At 44.5% G+C, this 21886-nt stretch carries 21 protein-coding genes and 2 riboswitches; of the genes, 20 read left to right on the forward strand and 1 reads right to left on the reverse strand.

Annotated features, from left to right (window positions below):
- Positions 1-60 precede the first annotated feature (60 nt).
- Complete coding sequence (locus CXF70_RS14825) at positions 61-387, reverse strand: thioredoxin family protein (RefSeq protein WP_425595417.1); 327 nt, start codon at positions 385-387, stop codon at positions 61-63.
- Between the two features lie 489 nt (positions 388-876).
- On the opposite strand from CXF70_RS14825, the gene CXF70_RS14830 reads away from it, so the two are divergent.
- The 20 genes from CXF70_RS14830 to CXF70_RS14920 all read left to right on the forward strand — a co-directional run bounded on the left by CXF70_RS14830 (position 877) and on the right by CXF70_RS14920 (position 21575).
- Positions 877-3261: a 3-hydroxyacyl-CoA dehydrogenase/enoyl-CoA hydratase family protein gene (locus tag CXF70_RS14830; protein ID WP_101803310.1), complete on the forward strand. Its 2385-nt coding sequence runs from the start codon at positions 877-879 to the stop codon at positions 3259-3261.
- 27 nt (positions 3262-3288) lie between these two features.
- Positions 3289-4464 carry an acetyl-CoA C-acetyltransferase gene (locus tag CXF70_RS14835; RefSeq protein WP_101803311.1) on the forward strand — a complete coding sequence of 392 codons (1176 nt, stop codon included), beginning with the start codon at positions 3289-3291 and terminating at the stop codon, positions 4462-4464.
- 439 nt (positions 4465-4903) lie between these two features.
- The gene (locus tag CXF70_RS14840; protein WP_084242512.1) at positions 4904-6685 is read left to right on the forward strand and encodes an acyl-CoA dehydrogenase family protein; all 1782 of its coding nucleotides are present in this window, start codon (positions 4904-4906) and stop codon (positions 6683-6685) included.
- A 97-nt stretch (positions 6686-6782) separates the two neighbouring features.
- Positions 6783-7136, forward strand: coding sequence for an arsenate reductase family protein (locus CXF70_RS14845; protein WP_084242511.1), 354 nt, complete (start codon positions 6783-6785; stop codon positions 7134-7136).
- 78 nt (positions 7137-7214) lie between these two features.
- The gene (gene gcvH / locus CXF70_RS14850; RefSeq protein WP_084242510.1) at positions 7215-7595 is read left to right on the forward strand and encodes a glycine cleavage system protein GcvH; all 381 of its coding nucleotides are present in this window, start codon (positions 7215-7217) and stop codon (positions 7593-7595) included.
- Between the two features lie 179 nt (positions 7596-7774).
- On the forward strand, positions 7775-8113 hold the full coding sequence (locus CXF70_RS14855) for a toprim domain-containing protein (protein WP_084242509.1): 339 nt from the start codon (positions 7775-7777) through the stop codon (positions 8111-8113).
- A 6-nt stretch (positions 8114-8119) separates the two neighbouring features.
- Positions 8120-8431, forward strand: coding sequence for a thioredoxin family protein (locus CXF70_RS14860; protein WP_101803312.1), 312 nt, complete (start codon positions 8120-8122; stop codon positions 8429-8431).
- A gap of 49 nt (positions 8432-8480) precedes the next feature.
- Positions 8481-8585: riboswitch (SAM riboswitch) on the forward strand.
- Between the two features lie 87 nt (positions 8586-8672).
- The gene (locus tag CXF70_RS14865) at positions 8673-9698 is read left to right on the forward strand and encodes a methionine ABC transporter ATP-binding protein (RefSeq protein WP_084242507.1); all 1026 of its coding nucleotides are present in this window, start codon (positions 8673-8675) and stop codon (positions 9696-9698) included.
- Entirely contained in the window at positions 9691-10359 is a 669-nt protein-coding gene (locus CXF70_RS14870; RefSeq protein ID WP_084242506.1) for a methionine ABC transporter permease, read from the forward strand. Before CXF70_RS14865 ends, CXF70_RS14870 begins: the two co-directional genes overlap by 8 nt.
- Positions 10360-10418: 59 nt before the next feature.
- Positions 10419-11264, forward strand: coding sequence for a MetQ/NlpA family ABC transporter substrate-binding protein (locus CXF70_RS14875; protein WP_101803313.1), 846 nt, complete (start codon positions 10419-10421; stop codon positions 11262-11264).
- 258 nt (positions 11265-11522) lie between these two features.
- Positions 11523-12689 carry a dicarboxylate/amino acid:cation symporter gene (locus tag CXF70_RS14880; RefSeq protein ID WP_101803314.1) on the forward strand — a complete coding sequence of 389 codons (1167 nt, stop codon included), beginning with the start codon at positions 11523-11525 and terminating at the stop codon, positions 12687-12689.
- Between the two features lie 103 nt (positions 12690-12792).
- Entirely contained in the window at positions 12793-13326 is a 534-nt protein-coding gene (locus CXF70_RS14885; protein WP_101803315.1) for a hypothetical protein, read from the forward strand.
- Positions 13327-13523: 197 nt separating this feature from the next.
- Positions 13524-13682, forward strand: coding sequence for a YuzK family famiily protein (locus CXF70_RS18600; protein ID WP_179135667.1), 159 nt, complete (start codon positions 13524-13526; stop codon positions 13680-13682).
- 345 nt (positions 13683-14027) lie between these two features.
- The gene (gene sufC, locus CXF70_RS14890) at positions 14028-14810 is read left to right on the forward strand and encodes a Fe-S cluster assembly ATPase SufC (protein WP_280522381.1); all 783 of its coding nucleotides are present in this window, start codon (positions 14028-14030) and stop codon (positions 14808-14810) included.
- An 18-nt stretch (positions 14811-14828) separates the two neighbouring features.
- Entirely contained in the window at positions 14829-16133 is a 1305-nt protein-coding gene (gene sufD, locus CXF70_RS14895) for a Fe-S cluster assembly protein SufD (protein ID WP_101803316.1), read from the forward strand.
- The gene (locus CXF70_RS14900) at positions 16133-17362 is read left to right on the forward strand and encodes a cysteine desulfurase (RefSeq protein WP_101803317.1); all 1230 of its coding nucleotides are present in this window, start codon (positions 16133-16135) and stop codon (positions 17360-17362) included. Before sufD ends, CXF70_RS14900 begins: the two co-directional genes overlap by 1 nt.
- Positions 17352-17792, forward strand: coding sequence for a Fe-S cluster assembly sulfur transfer protein SufU (gene sufU / locus CXF70_RS14905; RefSeq protein ID WP_101803318.1), 441 nt, complete (start codon positions 17352-17354; stop codon positions 17790-17792). The genes CXF70_RS14900 and sufU overlap by 11 nt, the downstream gene beginning before the upstream one ends.
- A 21-nt stretch (positions 17793-17813) precedes the next feature.
- Entirely contained in the window at positions 17814-19211 is a 1398-nt protein-coding gene (gene sufB / locus CXF70_RS14910) for a Fe-S cluster assembly protein SufB (protein WP_084242498.1), read from the forward strand.
- Between the two features lie 132 nt (positions 19212-19343).
- The gene (locus CXF70_RS14915; RefSeq protein ID WP_101803319.1) at positions 19344-20204 is read left to right on the forward strand and encodes a DUF72 domain-containing protein; all 861 of its coding nucleotides are present in this window, start codon (positions 19344-19346) and stop codon (positions 20202-20204) included.
- Between the two features lie 27 nt (positions 20205-20231).
- The gene (locus CXF70_RS14920) at positions 20232-21575 is read left to right on the forward strand and encodes a bifunctional metallophosphatase/5'-nucleotidase (RefSeq protein WP_101803320.1); all 1344 of its coding nucleotides are present in this window, start codon (positions 20232-20234) and stop codon (positions 21573-21575) included.
- Positions 21576-21641: 66 nt separating this feature from the next.
- Positions 21642-21823: riboswitch (Lysine riboswitch) on the forward strand.
- Positions 21824-21886 lie beyond the last annotated feature (63 nt).

The raw sequence follows: 21886 nt of genomic DNA on the forward strand, positions 1-21886 counted from the left end.
AACTGATAGAAGATGATAGCTGCATCGGTCAATTGCAAAAAAAAAAGAATAGGCATGTGCCTATTCCGGTTGGTTTGATAAAAAGTCTGTAACATCTTCAGGTGATTTGGCATTTGCACTATGGAGATGAGCTGTTTTCTCGCCATTTTTGAAAATAAGAAGGCTTGGAATTCCCATGACTTCATATTTATCAGCGATTTCAGGTAAATCATCACGGTTCAGATCGAACCATTGATAGTTATTGTACTCAGCTACGATGGGGTCGATGAACATATCCATGCGTGTGCAGTCCGGGCACCATCCTGCCTGGAATTTGACGATAACGGGCTCATCGCCTGTAATAGCTTGTTGAAATTCTTCATTGGTAGTTATGGATTTCATAAAAATATTCCTCCTTTTGTTTCTATATTATAATAGTTGAATTAATAAACCTTTATTAATCGATATTTCTCAAAACAGCTTCGAGAATATGTTCTTCGGAACAAAGCAGCGAAGCGGAGCAGGAACACGATTTTCCCTTTTCGCACCCACGACATCTTCGCTGTTTTGCTCTATATCTTTAGAGAGTTTTCTTTACGCCGGTGCGGCTTAGGACTGAGCGGAGCAATAAGGCGAGTGTTCTTCTCGGCTTATTGTGGGAGCTTTGTCCATAACACCGAAGTGATATTTAAATGCTAGTTCTTTAATTCAACTTTTATAGTGTATCGTTCATAAGCATTTTCGAAAAGAAAAGAAACTTGTCAGTTAAAAAATTAAGGATTAAATATTGCGAAAAAAAGGAAAATAACTTACACTAATGGATATAGAGAACGTTCTATTTTTTTTAGCTTAAAAATGAATGAGGATTCATTCAAAAAATATGAGGAGGGTTTGCTAGTGGCATACCAAATAAGAAAAGCAGCGGTAATCGGATCCGGAGTCATGGGATCAGGGATTGCGGCGCATCTTGCAAACATAGGAATTCCAGTATTATTACTAGATATCGTTCCGCGTGAAGTGACGGAAGCGGAACAGGCGAAAGGCCTTACGCTTGAAGATCATGCTGTTCGCAACCGTATCGCAACAACTTCAATCCAGAAATTATTGAAACAGAAACCGGCTCCTCTGACAGCCAAAAAGAATTTAGACCTTATCACACCCGGAAACCTGGAAGACGATCTGGAAAAACTCGCAGACGTTGATTGGATCGTTGAAGTTATCGTAGAGAATCTTGATGTTAAAAAATCTTTGTATGAAAAAATTGATGCTGTAAGAAAACCTGGCACAATCGTTTCTTCAAACACTTCAGGCATCTCAATCGATGCAATGGCTGAAGGGCGTTCAGAAGATTTCAGCAAGCATTTCCTGGGGACGCACTTCTTCAATCCGCCACGCTACCTGAAACTTTTGGAAGTAATTCCAGCGGCATCGACTGCAACTGAAGTTGTCGAGTTCATGACCGTTTTCGGCGAAGATGTTCTTGGCAAAGGGGTAGTCATCGCAAAAGATACACCTAACTTTATCGCAAACCGCATCGGAACTTATGGTTTATTGGTTACACTGCGTGAAATGCAGAACCGTGGCTATTCCATCGGTGAAGTGGATTCCGTAACCGGACCTTTAATCGGACGTCCAAAATCGGCGACTTTCCGTACATTGGATGTAGTTGGCCTCGATACATTCATGCACGTGGCGAAAAACGTCTACGATAAAACTGAAGGCGAAGAGCAAAAAGTATTTGAGGCTCCAGAATTCATGAAAAAAATGGTTGAGAACGGATGGATCGGCGCTAAATCCGGACAAGGCTTCTTCTTTAAAAAAGACAAGGAAATCCTTGAACTGGATCCTGAAACTTTGGAATACCGTCCTGCCGGCAAATTGAAAACGCCTTCACAGGAAATGGCTAAAGCACAAAAAGGTTTTTCTGCGAAGATGAAAACGCTTGTTTATGCCGATGACCGCACAGGTGAATTATTATGGAACATCCTGGCTCCGGTTCTTCGTTACTCGGCTGAATTGAATGGCGAAATCGCCGATGACATCGTCTCTATCGACAATGCCATGAAGTGGGGCTTCGGCTGGAACCAGGGACCATTCGAAATCTGGGACGCAATCGGCGTTGAGAAGTCTGTTGCAAAAATGAAAGAAGAAGGACATGACGTTCCTGCTTTCGCACAAAGCCTGCTGGACAGCGGTAACGAAACTTTCTACAAGGAAGTTGACGGCGATCTTCATTTCTTCAATGGTTCCGATTACGAAGCTGTTCCGGTCAATGAAAAAGTGATCGACTTGAAACGCTATAAGAAAAAACACGGCGTCATCAAATCGAACTCAGGTGCAAGCCTGATCGACCTCGGTGATGGCATTGCGCTTCTGGAGTTCCATTCACAATCAAATGCAATTGGTCTTGATATCATGCAGATGATCAATTTTGCGATTGATGAAGTCGAGAAGAATTACAAAGGGCTTGTCATCGGTAATCAGGGCAAAAATTTCTGCGTCGGTGCAAACCTCGGCATGATTTTAATGGAAGCTCAGGACGATAATATTTTCGAACTTGATTTCACGATCAAAACATTCCAGAACGCAATGATGAAAATCAAATACAGCTCAAAACCTGTAGTAGCGGCACCATTTGGAATGGCACTTGGCGGCGGAGCGGAAGTGGCTCTTCCAGCTGCACATATCCAGGCTTCAATGGAAACTTATATGGGCTTGGTTGAAGCGGGCGTCGGGCTGATTCCTGGCGGCGGCGGAAACAAGGAACTTTATATGAAACACTTGAAAGGTATGCCGAATGGCATCGACTTCGACTTGCAGAATGTTGCAAGCAAAGTTTTCGAATCAATCGCGATGGCAAAAGTTTCGACTTCTGCGGAAGAAGCGCGTGAAAATAACTTCCTGAACTTTGTGGATGGCATCAGCGTCAACAGCGACCATCTGATCTATGATGCGAAACAGGCGGCATTGTCCTTGTATGAAAATGGCTACAAGGCACCTAAACGCGAAAAAGTGCCTGTAACCGGTGAACCGGGATACGCGACTTTATTGCTAGGAGCGGAAGGTATGTTCCTGTCAGGCTATATCAGCGAATACGATTTGAAAATCGCCCAGAAATTGGCGTTTGTCCTATCGGGAGGAAAAGTTCCTTATGGCACAAAAGTCGATGAGCAATATTTGCTTGACCTTGAACGCCAGGCGTTCCTTAGCTTAGTGGCACAGCCGAAATCGCAGCAGCGCATGCAGCATATGCTGGTTAAAGGCAAACCGTTACGCAACTGATCGAAAGATATTAAAGGAGGAAAAAATATGCGCGAAGCAGTAATCGTGGCCAGTGCCAGAACACCGGTCGGAAAAGCGAAAAAAGGTTCTCTTGCATCGGTGCGTCCGGATGATTTCGGCGCACTCGCTGTACGGGAAACATTAAAACGGGCAGGCGGATACGACGGCCCGATAGATGATTTGATCATGGGCTGTGCAATGCCGGAAGCCGAGCAGGGCATGAACATCGCCCGTAACATCGGAGCGCTTGCAGGCTTGCCGGATACGACACCGGCTGTAACAGTCAACCGTTTCTGTTCTTCAGGCTTGCAGACAATCGCCTATGCAGCAGAACGCATCATGGTTGGACACGCTGAAGCGATCATCGCCGGCGGTGTTGAATCGATGAGTATGGTGCCGATGATGGGGAATGTCATCCGTCCAAACGCGAAATTAGCTGAAACAGCTCCTCAGTATTACATGAGCATGGGCCACACAGCTGAGCAAGTAGCTACTCAATACGGCGTCAGCCGTGAAGATCAGGACGCTTTCTCGGTGCGCTCCCATGAAAAAGCGGCAGCTGCCATTGAGAAAGGGCATTTCGATGAAGAAATCGTGCCTGTTGAAGTTACGAAAAGATATGTAGATGAAAACAATAAATACCAGGAAAAATCTTTCATGTTTGAAATGGATGAAGGCGTCCGCCACGGTACAACTGTTCAGACACTGAACAAATTGCGCGCAGCATTTTCTGCACGCGGTTCCGTCACAGCAGGGAACTCTTCACAGACATCCGACGGCGCAGGAGCATTGCTTGTCATGGAACGTGAAAAAGCGGAAGCGCTCGGCCTCAAACCGATTGCGAAATTCCGTTCTTTCGCTACAGGCGGCGTGCCGCCGGAAGTAATGGGAATCGGTCCGATTGAAGCGATTCCGAAAGCTTTGAAACTAGCTGGCTTATCGATCAATGATATTGATGTCTGGGAATTGAACGAAGCTTTCGCTTCACAATCACTTGCAGTCATCAGAAAACTGAACATCGACATCGATAAAGTCAACTTGAACGGCGGAGCAATTGCACTTGGACACCCACTGGGTGCAACCGGTTCCATCCTGACAATCCGTATGCTGAGTGAACTGAAACGCCAAGGCAAACAATTCGGCGTAGTTACAATGTGTATCGGCGGAGGAATGGGCGCAGCAGGCGTCTTTGAAATGCTGTAGTCTTTCTTATTCGTGGAACTAATGAAATGACTTATATACCGCTTTGGCGCTATGGACATGGCAAAGATTATGCTCCTGCGCACTGCTCGTCGCAAAGGATGCGCCATCTTCGTATGGCGAACCTCGCCTCCCGCAATAAGCCGAGAAGACCACTCGTCTTACTGCTCCGGTCGGCATTCGCCTGTTCCTGAACCGCGCCTTTGCTGAGAGAAATCTCTTGAGATATGAAGCAAAACAGCGCAGACGCCCAAGGGAATAGAAACACAGTTGGCTTGCCAACTGTGTTTCGAGCGAAGTGCTGAGATCCACTCGGGCGAAGTGCAACGAGTCCGAGTTAGCTCAGCGCAAGCCCCCAGGCAAGCGAAGCTGTTTTGCGGAATATCGGTTACTAGTATTATTCGTCTAAATGAAAAGCTTTATAAAATAGGAGGAATATAAAATGTCAGAATCAAAAACATTGATCAAAGGCGGAAGTTTCCTAATTGAAGACGCGGATCTTTCACGCGTATTTACACCGGAGGATTTCACAGAAGAACATAAGATGATCGCCAAGTCCACGGAAGATTACGTAAACACTGATGTAATGCCTGTGGTTGAAAATCTTGAGAACCACGAATTCGAACATTCTGTACGCCTTTTGAAAAAAGCAGGCGACCTTGGCCTATTGGGTGCAGACGTTCCTGAACAATACGGCGGTTTGGGTCTCGATAAAATAGCTTCAGCTTTGATTGCTGAAAAAATGTCCAAAGCAGGCGGTTTCTCGATTACTCACGGTGCCCACGTCGGCATCGGTTCATTGCCGATCGTTCTTTTCGGTAATGAAGAACAAAAACAAAGCTATCTTCCACGCCTTGCAACTGGTGAAATGATTGCTGCCTACGCATTGACTGAGCCAAGCTCCGGATCGGATGCACTTGGCGCTAAAACGACTGCCAAGTTGAACGAAGCAGGCACACACTACGTATTGAACGGTGAAAAACAATGGATCACAAACGCTGGATTTGCGGATGTATTCGTAGTTTACGCTAAAATCGACGGGGAGCAGTTCTCTGCATTCATCGTTGAGCGCGAATTCCCAGGCGTTTCTGTAGGACCGGAAGAGAAGAAGATGGGGATTAAATCATCTTCAACTCGTACATTGATCCTTGAAGATGCAGAAGTACCGGTTGAAAATCTGTTGGGAGAAGCTGGCCGTGGACACATCATTGCCTTCAATATCCTGAACATCGGACGTTACAAATTGGGAGTAGGTACAATCGGAGCTTCCAAACGCGCAATGGAAATCACGATTCCATACACGAACCAGCGCCAGCAATTTAAAACACCTATTTCATCATTCAACCTGACTCGTGAAAAACTTGCGACGATGGCTTCACAATTATACGCACTTGAAAGCTCGGTTTACCGCACTGTCGGTTTGTTCGAGGACCGCATGAGCGGCTTTACGGATGAAGAACATGCTAACGGTAAACTGGTTGCGGATTCTATCGCAGAATTTGCGGTTGAATGTTCAATGAATAAATTCTTCGGTACGGAAACGCTGGACTTTATCGTTGATGAAGGCGTTCAATTGCACGGTGGATATGGCTTCATGCAAGAATATGAAATCGAGCGCATCTACCGTGACTCACGCATCAACCGTATTTTCGAAGGCACGAACGAAATCAACCGTTTGCTGGTTCCGGGTACATTGCTGCGTAAAGCAATGAAAGGCGAATTGCCATTATTGCAGCACGCTCAAAAACTTCAGGAAGAGTTGTTGATGATGATGCCGGAAGAAGTCGGCACTGAAGCTTTGGCTCAGGAAAAATACCTGGTAGGCAACGCGAAGAAAATCGCGATCCTTGCAGCTGGACTTGCTGCTCAAACTTACGGTACGAAATTGGAACAGGAGCAGGAAGTTCTTGTGAACATCGCTGATATCGTCAGCAATGTATTCGCGATGGAATCTGCAGTTCTGCGTACTGAAAAAGCGATCGCTGCTTCAGGTGAAGAAAAAGCGAAGCAAAAACTTCTTTATACGCAAATCTATTGCCAGGAAGCATTCGATAAGATCGAAAAGGATGCGAAGGAAACTTTGATCGCTGCAATTGAAGGCGACAACCAGCGCATGATGCTTTCAGCGTTACGCAAATTGACTCGTTCAACTCCATACAATGTCATCGCTAAAAAACGCGAAGCTGCTGTTAAGTTGATCGATGTTGAAAAATACGTAGTTTAAAAGATCTTATGAAGGGCCGCCAACTTTTGGCGGCTCTTTTTTATTCGCCGGTATAGCAGAGCTTTGCTAGAATGGTCATAAGAAGGAGGTTTTAAATATGGTGGATTTTTATTGGTACCCGAAATGCAGCACTTGCCAGAAAGCGAAAAAGTGGTTGACCGCGAACGGGGTGGACTTCAAGGAAATACATATTGTTGATAACCCGCCTACAAAGGATGAGTTGAAAAAGATGGTGGATGCCAGCGGAATCGATTTGAAGAAGTTTTTCAATACGAGCGGCCAGCAGTACCGTGAACTTCAATTGAAGGATAGGCTCCCTGAAATGTCCGAAGATGAAAAGCTGACGCTGCTTGCTTCAAACGGCATGCTGGTCAAGCGCCCGATTGCATGGGACGGTCAAATGGCGACGCTTGGGTTCAAGGAAGAGACTTATAAAAATACCTGGTCTTAAGCAATGTGCAATCTTGTAATTGGTCAGGTAATATGTCAAACTGAAATTGAAGCTACTACATATTTTGGAGGCGTTTGGATGAGCACACCACAAGAACTTCGTTATTCAAAAGAACATGAATGGGTAAAACTTGAAGATGGTAAAGCACGCATTGGCATCACTCATTTCGCACAGGCTGAACTTGGTGACATCGTATTCGTCGAATTGCCGCAAGTCGGCGACGAACTGAAGAAAAACGAACCATTCGGCAGCGTTGAGTCTGTTAAAACGGTATCGGAACTTTACGCTCCAGTCAGCGGTAAAGTGGTTGAAGTCAACTCTGAACTTGAAGACAGCCCGGAATTCGTTAACGAATCTCCATACGAGCAAGCATGGATGGTAGTCATCGAAGCTCCTTCTGAAGATGAAGTGAACGAATTGATGGATGCTGACCAATACAAAGAAATGACAAACGAGTAAGTTCCAGTAAGCGCCTGTTTTTCGGCGCTTTTTTTTATAAGTTTTTATTATTCATCAATCCTTCTCCGTCTCTGTAATAGCAACGCCAGGCAAATCAATTGATTCGCGTGAAACGGGTATATAATATAAATAGATATCAACATGCTCTCTATTCCAATTAATCAGCGGGGTGTTGGATAATGGACAAAGTGATCGTAGTTGAAGGGATATCGGATAAGAACAGGATTGCGCCGCTCATTGCGGAGAACGTGACCATTCTTTGCACAAATGGCACAGTAAGTGCTACAAGGCTTGAAGAACTGTTGCTGCCTTTTGAAGGACAGGATATCATCGTATTGGTCGATGCAGATAAATCAGGTGAAAAGCTGAGGAAATTGGTGAAACGTGAGTTTCCGGAAGCCCGGCATTTTTATATCGACCGGAGCTATAAGGAAGTGGCCACCACGCCTCTCCGTATACTGACGGATGTTCTGATTGCAGCAAATATCCGGGTCAATAACCTATTAGCCGAAGGATGAAGATATATGAAAGAATGGAACCATAAAGAATGGAGCAAAGCCAAAAACACCAATAAGCTGGCGGCTTATTACCTTTATACGCCTATGTGCGGGACTTGCCAGCTGGCTTCGAAAATGCTCGAAGTAGTTGTCGCTGCGATGCCGGATTTGTCTATCGGCAAGGCTAACTTGAATTATGTGCAGGAAATTGCTTCTTTATATGAAGTCGAAAGCGTGCCATGCCTGTTGATCACAGAAAACGGCAAGCTGAAAGAAAAGGTGTATGCCTTCCATTCCGTACCTTATATTTATGAAAAGTTAAAAATTGTTGACGTATAAAACAAGCCGTGATAAATTAATATCCTGAACAACAAACTTAATAACGTAACTCTTATAAAGAGTGGTGGAGGGAAGTGCCCTGTGAAGCCCGGCAACCGTCATGAAAATGAAATGGTGCCAAGTCACACAAAGCGAAAGCTTTGGAAGATGAGAGAACGGTTGACGTATATATTTTTGCGTGTGCCCTTCTGCTCATTTCTGAGCGGAAGGGTTTTTTATTTTGAAGTGGGAGAGTGTAGCAATGATTGAGTTAAAGCAATTGACGAAGACATTTGATGTCGGCAAGACTGCATTGACAGCTGTAGATGACGTTAATCTGACCATTGCCGATGGGGAAATTTTCGGGATCATCGGCTACAGCGGTGCAGGCAAGAGTACGTTGATCCGCATACTGAACGGTCTGGAAAAACCGACTTCAGGTACTGTCGACATCAACGGTCAGAAAATAACCGATATTAAAGGCGCCGAATTGCGTAAGGCACGCCAAAAAGTTAGTATGATATTTCAGCATTTCAATCTACTATGGTCCCGTACAGTGCAGGAAAATATTGAATTTCCGCTGGAGATCGCCGGGGTTCCAAAAGCTAAGAGAGTGGAAAAGGTAAAGGAACTCGTTGAATTGGTAGGCTTGGCAGGCCGTGAAAATGCTTATCCTTCACAATTGTCCGGTGGACAGAAGCAGCGCGTCGGTATTGCCCGCGCATTGGCAAACGATCCTGAAGTGCTGCTGTGCGATGAAGCCACTTCAGCTCTGGATCCGGAAACAACCGACGCTATTTTGGACTTATTGGTTGATATCAATAAACGGCTCGGCTTAACTATTGTGCTGATTACTCACGAAATGCATGTAATCCGGAAAATCTGCCATCGTGTGGCAGTGATGGAAGGCGGCAAAGTAGTGGAACTCGGTGACGTACTTGAGATTTTCCAGACGCCGAAGCAGGAAATCACCAAACGCTTCGTGGCTCAAGTCACAGAGTCGGAGGATTCGAGCGAAACCATCAAGCATTTGCGTGAATTGTATCCGACAGGCGAATTGGTGAAGTTGGTGTTTGTTGGCGAACAGGCAGAGCAGCCGATCTTGACACAGCTGATCCGGAAGTTCCCTGTGGAAGTCAATATTGTCCAAGGGAAAGTATCACATACACAGCGGGGAGCATATGGAACATTGATTTTACAGTTTAAAGGCACGGACGCTGATATCCGTCAGGCCCTCGACTTTCTCAATCAGGAAAATGTACAGGCGGAGGTGATGGCAAATGATTGAGTCATTATTTCCGAATGTCGACTGGGACAAGATGTGGGAAGCGACACTTGAAACAATCTATATGACAGCAATGTCGACATTATTTACGTTCATCATCGGACTTGTACTTGGCATCATTTTATTTCTGACAGCGCCAAAGCAATTATGGGCGAATAAAATCGTTAACTGGCTCACTGGGGTATTCGTGAACGTTTTCCGCTCCATACCATTCATCATCCTGATCATTTTGCTGATTCCTTTTACAAGCTTCCTGATCGGCACGATTCGTGGACCGAACGCTGCACTTCCGGCACTGATTATAGGTGCGGCGCCGTTTTATGCGCGTCTGGTACTCATCGCTTTCCAGGAAATCGATAAAGGCGTCATTGAAGCAGCTCGTTCAATGGGAGCAACAACAGGCACCATTATCCGTAAAGTCCTGTTGCCGGAATCAAAACCTGCTTTGATCTCAGGGATTACAGTCACTTCGATTGCTTTGGTCGGTTATACAGCTATGGCTGGCGTCATCGGTGCCGGCGGACTCGGAACGCTTGCATTCCTGGATGGTTTTCAGCGCAGCCGTCCTGATGTCGTATTGATGGCAACCATTCTAATTCTGATCATCGTATTTATCATCCAGTTTATAGGTGACGCATTAACCAAAAAAGCAGACAAACGTTGATAACGGAAATTTCGTTGACATAAGAAATACAACTACAGAGAAAAGGGAGACTACACACTATGAAAAAACTACTTACAGGAACTTTATTGGCAACATTAGCTTTAGCAGGATGCGGCAGCGACAGCAATGAAGCTGGCACTGACTCAAGCAACGGCGGATCTGGAGAAGGCGAAACAAGCACGATCAAAGTGGGTGCATCAAATGTGCCGCACGCGGAAATTTTGGAACAGGTCCAGCCGATTCTTGAAGAACAGGGAATCGAATTGGAGATCGAAACGTACCAGGATTATATCTTCCCGAATGAAGATCTGGATTCAGGCGAAATCGATGCAAACTATTTCCAGCATATCCCTTACTTTGAATCTCAAATGGAAGAGCACGGCTATGATTTTGCAAATGCCGGCGGTATCCATATTGAACCAATCGGCGTCTACTCCCAGGAATATGATTCACTTGAAGAGCTTCCGGAAGGCGCGACAATTTTAATGAGCAGTTCAGTGGCTGACCACGGGCGTATCCTTTCCATGTTGGAAGCACAAGGCTTGATCACGTTGGCTGATGACATCGATAAAACAAAAGCTGAAGTAAGCGATATTGTTGAAAACCCTAAAGATCTGCAATTTGAAACAGATTACGAAGCAGCATTATTGGTGCAAATGTATGAACAGGGCGAAGGTGATGCAGTGTTGATCAACTCCAACTATGCGATCGACGCAGGCATCAACCCGCAGGAAGATTCTATTGCACTTGAAGATTCAGATTCACCGTACGTAAATATCATTGCGGTCCGTTCAGGTGATGAAGACAATGAAGCAGTACAAGCATTGGTAGAGGCACTTAAATCAGAAGAAATCCAGGATTTCATTCTAGAAGAGTGGGGCGGATCTGTAGTCCCGGTTGATTAAGAGAAACGACAGTAAATTACATGCTCCATATCCAAACAGGTTAAAAGCATCCTCCGGGATGCTTTTTCTTGTTAATGTAGGATTTGGTAAAAAGTATACATAAAGTTAGGAAGTTCAAACCAGTAGCTATGATTATTTCGATATAGTAAATTAATCTAATATTCCGTGTATTTTCGAAAAGCTTATCTTATTTCATCAACTATGGTAATTTGATAACTATTAATAAAAAAACATTTGTACACATAGGGGGGACATGCAGTGAAGTTTAAATTCGGTTTATTGCCCAGAATTATTGTGGCCATTGTATTGGGAGTTTTAATTGGTTCCATCGCTACGGAAAACATCGTGAGGATTTTTGCTACATTCACATCCATCTTCGGTAATTTCCTGAACTTTGTTGTGCCGTTGATTATTCTGGGTTTTATCGCACCAGGGATCGCAAAATTGGGCAAAGGTTCCGGCAAGTTGCTTGGCATTTCAACGCTTGTCGCGTACAGCTCAACCGTAATTGCAGGAGTTTTTGCTTTTGTTGCGGCTATGTTCGTTTTGCCCGGATTCATGGAAGGGCGGGCACTTACAAGCCTTGATGATCCTGAACATGCGCTGGCTCAAACTTTTATCGATCTGGAAATGGCTCCATTATTTGGCGTAATGTCTGCTTTGATTTTGGCATTCCTGCTTGGTATCGGAATGGCATCGACAGGAAGCAAAACCATGATTGCCTTTTTTGATGAATTTCAGGCTATTATCGAGAAAACAATTTCTGTCATCATAATTCCGCTATTGCCCTTTTACATCTTCGGCATTTTCGCCAATATGGCATACGGCGGAGCGGTCATGGAAATCCTGTCGCTGTTCGGAATTGTTTTTGTCCTGATCATCATCCTGCATTGGTTGATGCTGTTGCTACAGTACAGTACTGCCGGCACTTTAAAGAAAAAGAATCCTTTTGTCTTGCTTAAGACAATGATGCCTGCCTACTTCACGGCACTGGGCACTCAGTCTTCTGCAGCCACGATTCCAGTGACATTGAGACAAACCCGAAAAACAGGAGCAGATGAGCGCATAGCTGATTTTTCGGTTCCGTTGTTTGCAACTATCCATTTGTCTGGGAGTACGATTACTCTGGTTTCCTGCGCGATCGGTGTAGTCCTCTTAACAGGACAGTCACCTGATTTCGGATCGTTCTTTCCATTCATCCTGATGTTGGGTGTTACGATGATCGCTGCTCCTGGGGTACCAGGTGGAGCTGTAATGGCGGCAATCGGTTTATTGCAAAGCATGCTGGGGTTCGATGAAACAATGGTCGCTTTAATGATCGCTCTCTATATGGCCCAAGACAGTTTCGGGACAGCCGCAAACGTCACGGGTGATGGAGCTTTGGCCAATATCGTAGATCGTTTCACAAGCGGACGAAAAGTTTAGAATTATTTTTTGATTCAGTACATTCCGGCTATTTCCTATTCTCTATACTCTTCTGTAAAGCTATGCTAATATATCAAAGTATTGAGAATAAGGAGGAAACACCATGAAAAAATTATTAGTAATTGGATTATCATCTTTGCTTTTTTTAGGTGCCTGCAGTTCTGAAGAATCCGGTGATACAAGTAAAGAGACGGATTCATCGAACAGCGAAACAGCTTCAACAGATAACGCAGAAGTGAAAAAAGAATTGATGAGATTTTATATGGCAGTCCCGAACACGATCAATGAAGTGGACGGCGATCTGAATACATTTGAACAGCAGCAGGCTGAAGAGATTCTGCCTGAGGGAGACGAATTGACAGCATTGAAAGAAGCGGCGGCAAGTTCTGCAGAAGAAGCTTCACAAGCTGTTGAAGGAATCGAAATTCCGGAAGCTTTGAGCGATAAAGAAGAAGATATCCAGTCAGCACTTGGCATGATTTCTGAATCCTACGATATGAAAGCAGCTGCGTTGGCTGAAGAAGAAACTTCTTTTGAAGCTGCCAATGAAAAATTTGCTGAAGCGGACGAAATTTTCAATTCCATTCTTGAAGAATATGAATTGATTCCTTCAAGCATTCAAAATGAAGTAAACTAATGAAAAACCTTGAGCCCGGCATGCAAATGTCGGGCTTTTTCTTATATTTTCCAAAAACTATGACGATAGGTCCATTTTCAGACAAATTACCCTTTATTACGTTTAGCGCTAAATCATTGGGGTATAATTGATATTGAAAGATAACCTGAAAGGAATGATTCATTATCGAGTCAAACGGTATCGAGCATACTGAGAAAATGGAACAGGCATTTAGAAATGCACATGGATTTGGAATCAATGAGTATCAGAACGATCCGGGAAAAATTATTGAAGTGGAACAACGGAGAGAACAGGATTATAATGACAGTCAAAGAATCGTTTCTCAGTTAGAGCGTCAAGTACACCGTGATATATAAAATAAGCAGTTGAAAACTGACAGGAAGCCGATGCGTTTAGCATCGGCTTTTTCTTATGCTTGGACCTATGCCATGCTTTACTGAATATACTGCCAGCATTGCAGCTGCCGCATAATATTTTACTTACTGAAAGCCATTCTCAATTATGTGGCTTTCATTGAAAATGAAATACACTATTTTTTTGGGTAAATAATCGCTTTTCACTTTAGAAATACTGATTTTTAAATTGTTTTCCCGCAGCCGCAGAACCTGGTTTAATGATTTGCCAGAGCAGTCGATATCGGTTAAGATTAGAATGATACTAATTAAGAATGGTTATCCGTTCAACATTAACTATATGGAGGTATTTACATGTCAACTTTGGTCATCAAGGATTTACACGTTGAAATCGAAGGTAAAGAGATTTTAAAAGGTGTAAACTTAACTATTAATACAAGCGAGATTCATGCAATCATGGGTCCGAACGGTACAGGTAAATCAACATTGGCTTCAGCTATCATGGGCCACCCGAAATATGAAGTGACTTCTGGTTCCATCACATTGGATGGCGAAGATGTTCTTGATATGGAAGTTGACGAACGCGCGCGCGCAGGACTTTTCCTGGCTATGCAATATCCGAGTGAAATTTCTGGCGTAACAAACGCTGACTTCATGCGTTCTGCCATGAACGCACGCCGCGAAGAAGGCGATGAAGTTTCATTGATGAAATTCATCCGCGAGCTGGACAGCAAAATGGAAGTTTTGGATATGGACCAGGATATGGCACAGCGCTACCTGAATGAAGGATTCTCAGGCGGGGAAAAGAAACGCAATGAAATTCTTCAAATGATGATGATCAAACCGACAATCGCTGTTTTGGATGAAATTGACTCCGGTTTGGATATCGATGCATTGAAAGTCGTTTCCGAAGGGATCAACCAAATGAAAGGCGAAGATTTCGGATGCCTGATCATCACTCACTACCAGCGTCTGTTGAATTACATCACGCCTGACCATGTCCACGTCATGATGCAAGGCCGCGTTGTTAAATCCGGCGGAGCAGAACTTGCGCATAAATTGGAAGCTGAAGGCTATGACTGGATCAAACAGGAACTTGGAATTGAAGACGAGACTGTAGGACAAGCATAATTGAAGGGAGAGACTGGCATGACGGTTGAAACAAATTTAAAAATGACCGAGCAAGAGCTGCGCTCCTTTTCAGAAATGAATGGTGAACCTTCATGGTTTACCGAGCTGCGCCTTCGCTCGTTTGCAGAAGCGGAAACATTGCCGCTACCAAAACCAGACAAGACAAAAATCCTGAACTGGAATTTTACAGACTATCCGGTTCATACAGTAAAAAGCTCAACATTCGGTTCAATTGAAGATCTGACTGAAGATATCAGAACCATTGTGGATCTTGAGCAAAAGAACCTTTACATCCAGCACAATAATACACCGGCGTTCTCGCGCATTTCAGAAGGTCTGGCTGCTAAAGGCGTCATCTTGACGGATATTTTCACAGCTCTTCGCGAACATGGGGACTTGGTGAAAAAATATTTCATGACGAACGGTGTTAAAGCTGATGAGCATAAATTGACTGCCTTGCACGCAGCACTGATGAATGGCGGAGCTTTCCTTTACGTTCCAAAAAATGTTGAGGTTGAAGAGCCTGTGCAAGTCGTGTTCTATCACGATGATGCAGATGCCTCACTATTCAACCATGTGATTGTCGTTGCAGACACGAGCAGTAAAGTGACTTACGTGGAAAACTACTTCTCTACAGTAGCTAAATCAAACGGTTTGGCAAACATTGTTTCAGAAGTATTCGCCGAAGACAATGCGCAAATCACTTATGGGGCGGTTGATGTTCTTGCTGAAGGGTTCACTACTTACGTAAATCGCCGCGGTGTTGCTGCGCGTGACGCGAAAATCGAGTGGGCTTTAGGTTTGATGAACGACAGCGATACGATCTCTGAAAATGTTACGCATCTGGTTGGGGACAACTCAATCGGCGATACAAAAACGGTAGTTGTCGGCAGAGGCAGCCAGAAACAGAATTTCACAACGAAAGTGGTTCATTGGGGCAAGAATTCCGATGGCCAGATTCTTAAACATGGTGTTATGAAAGATTCTGCTTCTTCCATATTCAATGGAATCGGCAAAATTGAACATGGTGCCACTAAATCGAACGCTGAACAGGAATCTCGTGTATTGATGCTTAGCCCGGATGCCCGCGGCGATGCCAATCCGATCCTGTTGATCGATGAAGATGATGTCACTGCCGGCCACGCAGCATCTGTCGGACGTGTGGATCCGCTTCAGCTCTATTATCTGATGAGCCGAGGGATTACTAAACAAGAAGCTGAACGTCTTGTTATTCACGGTTTCTTGGCGCCAGTAGTTAATGTGCTGCCAATTGAAGGCGTTAAAAAGCAATTGACGGAGGTTATCGAAAGGAAAGTCCGCTAATGATCAGTAAAGAGATAAAAAGCTATTTTCCTATATTGAACCAAGAAATCAATGGACATCCGCTAGTCTATCTGGACAGCGCAGCAACTTCACAGAAGCCTGTGCAGGTAATCGAAGCACTTGAAAATTATTATAAATTCGATAATTCCAATGTGCATCGAGGCGTCCATACGCTGGGCAACCGTGCCACAGAAAAATATGAAGGTGCCCGTGAAAAAGTCCAAAAATTCATCAATGCCAGTTCCACGGAAGAAATTGTATTTCTTCGTGGGACAACAACGGCTATAAATCTTGTAGCGCAAAGCTACGGGCGTGCCAATGTCAATGAAGGCGATGAAATCGTCATCACTTACATGGAGCACCATTCAAATATCATTCCATGGCAGCAATTGGCCAAGGAACGTGGAGCGATCCTGAAATATATCGAACTTGAAGAAGATGGCACCATTTCACTTGAGCAAGTGAAGGCCGCAATCACTGAACGGACAAAAATCGTTTCAATGGTCTATGTTTCAAATGTCCTTGGAACGATGAATCCGGTTAAGGAAGTTGCGCAGATCGCCCATGAAAATGGAGCGGTGATGGTAGTGGACGGTGCACAGGCTGCACCCCACCTGAAAATTGACGTCCAGCAATTGGACTGCGATTTCTTCGCCTTCTCAGGCCATAAAATGGTCGGACCGACTGGCATCGGAGTATTATATGGAAAGAAAGCATTATTAAATGAAATGGAGCCGGTTGAATTCGGCGGCGAAATGATTGATTTCGTCGGCCTTTACGATTCCACCTGGAAAGAGCTGCCATGGAAGTTTGAAGGCGGAACACCTATAATCGCCGGAGCAGTCGGACTTGGCGCAGCCATCGATTTCCTGAATGAAATCGGATTGGACGAAATCGAAAAGCATGAACATGAAATGGCAGCATATGCCATGGAAAAAATGAGCGGAATCGACGGCCTTGAAATTTACGGTCCGAAAGATCCGGCCAAGCGTGCAGGCATTGTCACATTCAACCTGAATGACGTCCATCCCCATGATGTGGCGACAGTGCTCGATATGAGCGGTATTGCTGTCCGTGCAGGGCATCATTGCGCACAGCCGTTGATGAAATGGCTGGAAGTATCCGCTACGGCCCGTGCAAGCTTCTACCTTTATAATGGTGAATCGGATGTCGACCGCCTTGTAGAAGGATTACGCTCTGCAAAGGAGTATTTCAACGATGTCTTTTAATAACTTAGATCAATTGTATCGGTCCGTAATCATGGACCATTATAAAACGCCAAGGAATAAAGGCACTATCGAGAATGACAGCATCAACATCGAAATGAACAACCCGACGTGCGGAGACCGCATCCATCTGACTTTGCAGGTTAAAGACGGAATCGTCAAAGACGCAAAATTCAATGGTGAAGGCTGTTCCATTTCGATGGCTTCCGCTTCAATGATGACACAGGCAGTAAAAGGTAAAGATGTGGATACAGCTCTTGGGCTGTCCAAAACTTTTTCTGACATGATGCTTGGCAAAGAGTATGATGATTCTGTAGATCTGGGTGATATTGAAGCGCTGCAGGGGGTATCACAATTCCCAGCACGCATTAAGTGCGCTACACTAGCCTGGAAAGCCATGGAAAAAGGTGTGCACGAGCAAGAAAAATCGTAACACAAGAACGGAGGAACGATAATGGCTAAAAAAATGCCTGAAATCGGTGATTATAAATATGGGTTCCATGACAAGGATGTCTCGATTTTCCGCTCTAAACGCGGTTTGACAGAAGATATCGTCAGAGAAATTTCTAATATCAAAAGCGAACCTGAGTGGATGCTTGAATCACGTTTGAAAGCCCTAAAATTGTTCTATTCAATGCCGATGCCACAATGGGGCGGCGATTTGGCGCCTTTAAACTTTGACGAAATCACTTATTACGTCAAACCATCTGAAGCAAGCCAAACTTCATGGGATGAAGTGCCTGATGAAATTAAACAGACTTTTGATAAATTGGGTATTCCTGAAGCTGAACAAAAATACCTTGCAGGTGTCTCTGCACAGTATGAATCAGAAGTTGTCTACCACAACATGAAGGTTGAACTTGAAGACATGGGCATCATCTTTAAAGATACTGATGCTGCACTTCGTGAAAACGAAGACCTGTTCCGCGAATACTTCCAGACAGTCATTCCGGCTGCCGACAATAAATTCGCCGCTTTGAATACAGCTGTATGGTCAGGTGGTTCATTCATCTATGTACCGCCAGGCATTAAAGTGGAATCGCCGCTGCAAGCCTATTTCCGCATCAACTCGGAAAATATGGGGCAGTTCGAGCGTACGCTGATCATCGTTGATGAAGGCGCAAGCGTCCACTATGTGGAAGGTTGTACAGCACCGGTTTACACAACGAATTCACTGCACTCTGCTGTAGTTGAAATCATTGTTAAAAAAGATGCTTATTGCCGCTACACAACTATCCAGAACTGGGCAAACAACGTCTATAACCTGGTTACAAAACGTTCATTCGTTGATGCCAACGGCACAATGGAATGGATCGACGGCAACATCGGTTCCAAATTGACGATGAAATACCCTGCAGTTTACCTTCGTGGTGAAGGCGCACGCGGTATGACATTATCGATTGCAATCGCAGGTAAAGGACAGCATCAGGATGCTGGCGCGAAAATGATTCATATGGCACCGAATACTTCATCTTCCATTGTTTCGAAATCGATTTCGAAACAAGGCGGTAAAGTATCGTACCGCGGGATTGTCCGTTTCGGCCGTAAAGCTGACGGCGCCCGTTCAAACATTGAATGTGATACGTTGATCATGGACAACTTGTCCACGTCTGATACGATCCCATACAATGAAATCCTGAACGACAATGTATCTTTGGAGCACGAAGCGAAAGTTTCGAAAGTGTCCGAAGAGCAATTGTTCTACTTGATGAGCCGCGGCGTTTCTGAGCAGGAAGCTACTGAAATGATCGTTATGGGCTTCATCGAACCATTTACAAAAGAACTTCCGATGGAATACGCGGTTGAAATGAACCGTTTGATCAAGTTCGAAATGGAAGGTTCAATCGGTTAATAAATTCTTATACAAATCCCCATTGCTTAATTGCAGTGGGGATTTTTTCTGCGTTTTACGGGTAAAGCTCAGGTAGGACGTTCTATTTTTTCTGTGCTATCATTTAACTAACAGTATCTCGGAGGTGGCAGAATGATTTATGCGGGATTGACGGGGTGGGGAGACCATCCGGATGTCTATAGTCCAGGCTCGAAGCAAAAAGACAAGTTGACCGATTATACAGGACATTTTCCGATCGTTGAATTGGATTCTTCATTTTACGCCGTACAGCCGGAAAGAAATATCCGGAAATGGATTGCCGAGACACCAGATTCTTTTCAATTCATCGTGAAGGCGTATCAGGCAATGACCGGACATTTGCGCGGAGAAAACCCGTTTGATACAGAAGAAGAAATGTATGAGGCTTATATTAAATCCATCAGACCGCTGAAAGAAGCGGGCAAGCTCGCGATGGTGCTGCTGCAATTTCCTCCATGGTTTGATTGTGTCAAAGAAAATGTGGATGAAATCAGGCGAATAACAAGCAAGATGAGTGAATTCGATTTGGCAATCGAATTCCGGCATCAATCCTGGTATGCAGAAGGGTTCCGTGAGAAAACGTTCGAATTTCTGCAGGAGCTTAACTTGATCCATTCAGTTTGTGATGAGCCGCAAGCGGGTGATGGCTCGATTCCGCTGGTGCCAGTCTCAACCCGAAAAGATAAGGTACTGTTCAGGCTGCATGGCCGCAATGTTCACGGATGGCAGAATGTAGGGAACTCGAAAAAATGGCGTGAAGTCCGTTATTTATATGACTATAACCAGGAAGAGTTAACAGAAATAAGCAGAGCGGCAAATAAGCTGGCTGAACAGGCCGACAATGTCTATGTCATTTTTAATAATAACTCCGGCGGGCATGCAGCAGGAGATGCAAAGCAATTCCAGCAGATGAATGACTTGACCTTCGAAGATCTGGCTCCCAAGCAATTGGATCTGTTTGAAGGGGAATTTTAACGAGAGGCGATAAAGAGGTGTTTTAAAATGGCTGAAACTATTCATATCTATCACACAAATGATCTGCACAGCCATTTTGGCAATTGGCCAAGTATCCATGCTTTTTTGGCTGAACGGAAGCAGTGGCACGAAGAAATGGGCGATTTCTGTCTCATTTTGGATATCGGTGACCATGTGGACCGTTCGCATCCGTTCACTGAAGGCACAGCGGGGAAAGGTAATGTGAAATTGTTGAATGAAGCGGGTTACGATGCAGTGACAATAGGCAATAACGAAGGCATCACTTTATCGAAAGAGGAATTGGATGAATTATACAGGGATGCGGATTTTGATATCATCCTATCCAACCTCATAGCTGAAAACGGCGAACGGCCGGATTGGGCCAAGCCGTATAAAATCATCAGGACACCTGAAGGCAAACGGATTGGCCTTGTCGGTGCCACAGCCGAATTCACACCTTTTTATGAAAGGCTGGGCTGGAAAGTGACTGCAGCCCGGGACTCCATTCTGCAGGCCGTCGAAGAGGTCAAGTCTGAAACAGATTTTATTGTCTGCTTGTCGCATCTGGGGATAAGAGAAGATGAACTTCTAGCCGAAAGCTGTCCGGAAATCGATTTGATATTAGGGGCGCACACCCACCATATTTTTCATGAAGGAAAAGAAATTGGCAATGTACTGCTCGGAGCTGCAGGCAAGTTCGGCGCTTATCTGGGGCACGTTATTATAGAAGAAGATCTGAAAAAGAAAAAAGCGTATTTAATTGAAACAGAGAAATTAGAGAATCCTGACGAAAATTATGACCAGAAGCTTCGGGAACACGGGAAAGAATTGATGAGGGATGCTGTGTTTTATAATGATGCAGCCCTTAAAGCCGAATGGTTTAAGGAATCTGAGATGGCCCAGTTGTTCGGCAAGGCCATGATCGAGTTCTCGGGGGCGGATTGTGCGCTGTTCAACGCCGGCTTGTTTATGCAGGACATGCCGCTTGGTGAAATAACACGCTACGATTTCCATCAGATGCTTCCTCATCCCATAAATCCGTGCATGATCGAACTGAGCGGTGCTGAGCTGAAGGAGATATATCTTCAGTCAATGAATGCTGAATGGCCACAGCTTGAGTTGAAAGGATTGGGTTTCAGAGGTGCAGTTTTCGGTAAGATGATCCGTACGGGAATGGATCTGGACAATCATCAATTATATATAAATGGGCACATTGCTGACAGTGATCAAATTTATAAACTCATCACTTTGGATATGTTCACATTCGGATATTTCTTTCCGGAATTCAAACGTTCAGCCAAAACTTATTTTATGCCGGAGTTCATCCGGGACGTATTCAGCGGTTATTTTTCGCGGAACATGGTGCGGTAGGAGAACTGGATGAAATTGACCTTGATTTCAAAACAATTTTAGTATATGCTAACAAAGAATTGTATATCGATGGGTAGAGGCTGCAAAACTGATGAGTAAGATATGTGAGCGTGACAGCGATGATCATATTTGAAAGGCGGTTTTGCCGAAGTCCATTTTCCGTTGTCACCGGAAAGTGAGGCTGGGGGCATCCTTAAAAGGGATGTCACTGTCATTTATGCTTGCATAAATGGAGAGCTACAGGGTTGTTTGATGTTTTACCGCACAGACGAATTGTAGGAAGCCGACTTGTCCCTTAGGATAGAGCCGGC

Origin of the sequence: Planomicrobium sp. MB-3u-38 (assembly GCF_002836425.1) — a bacterium.
Taxonomy (GTDB): domain Bacteria; phylum Bacillota; class Bacilli; order Bacillales_A; family Planococcaceae; genus Planococcus; species Planococcus okeanokoites.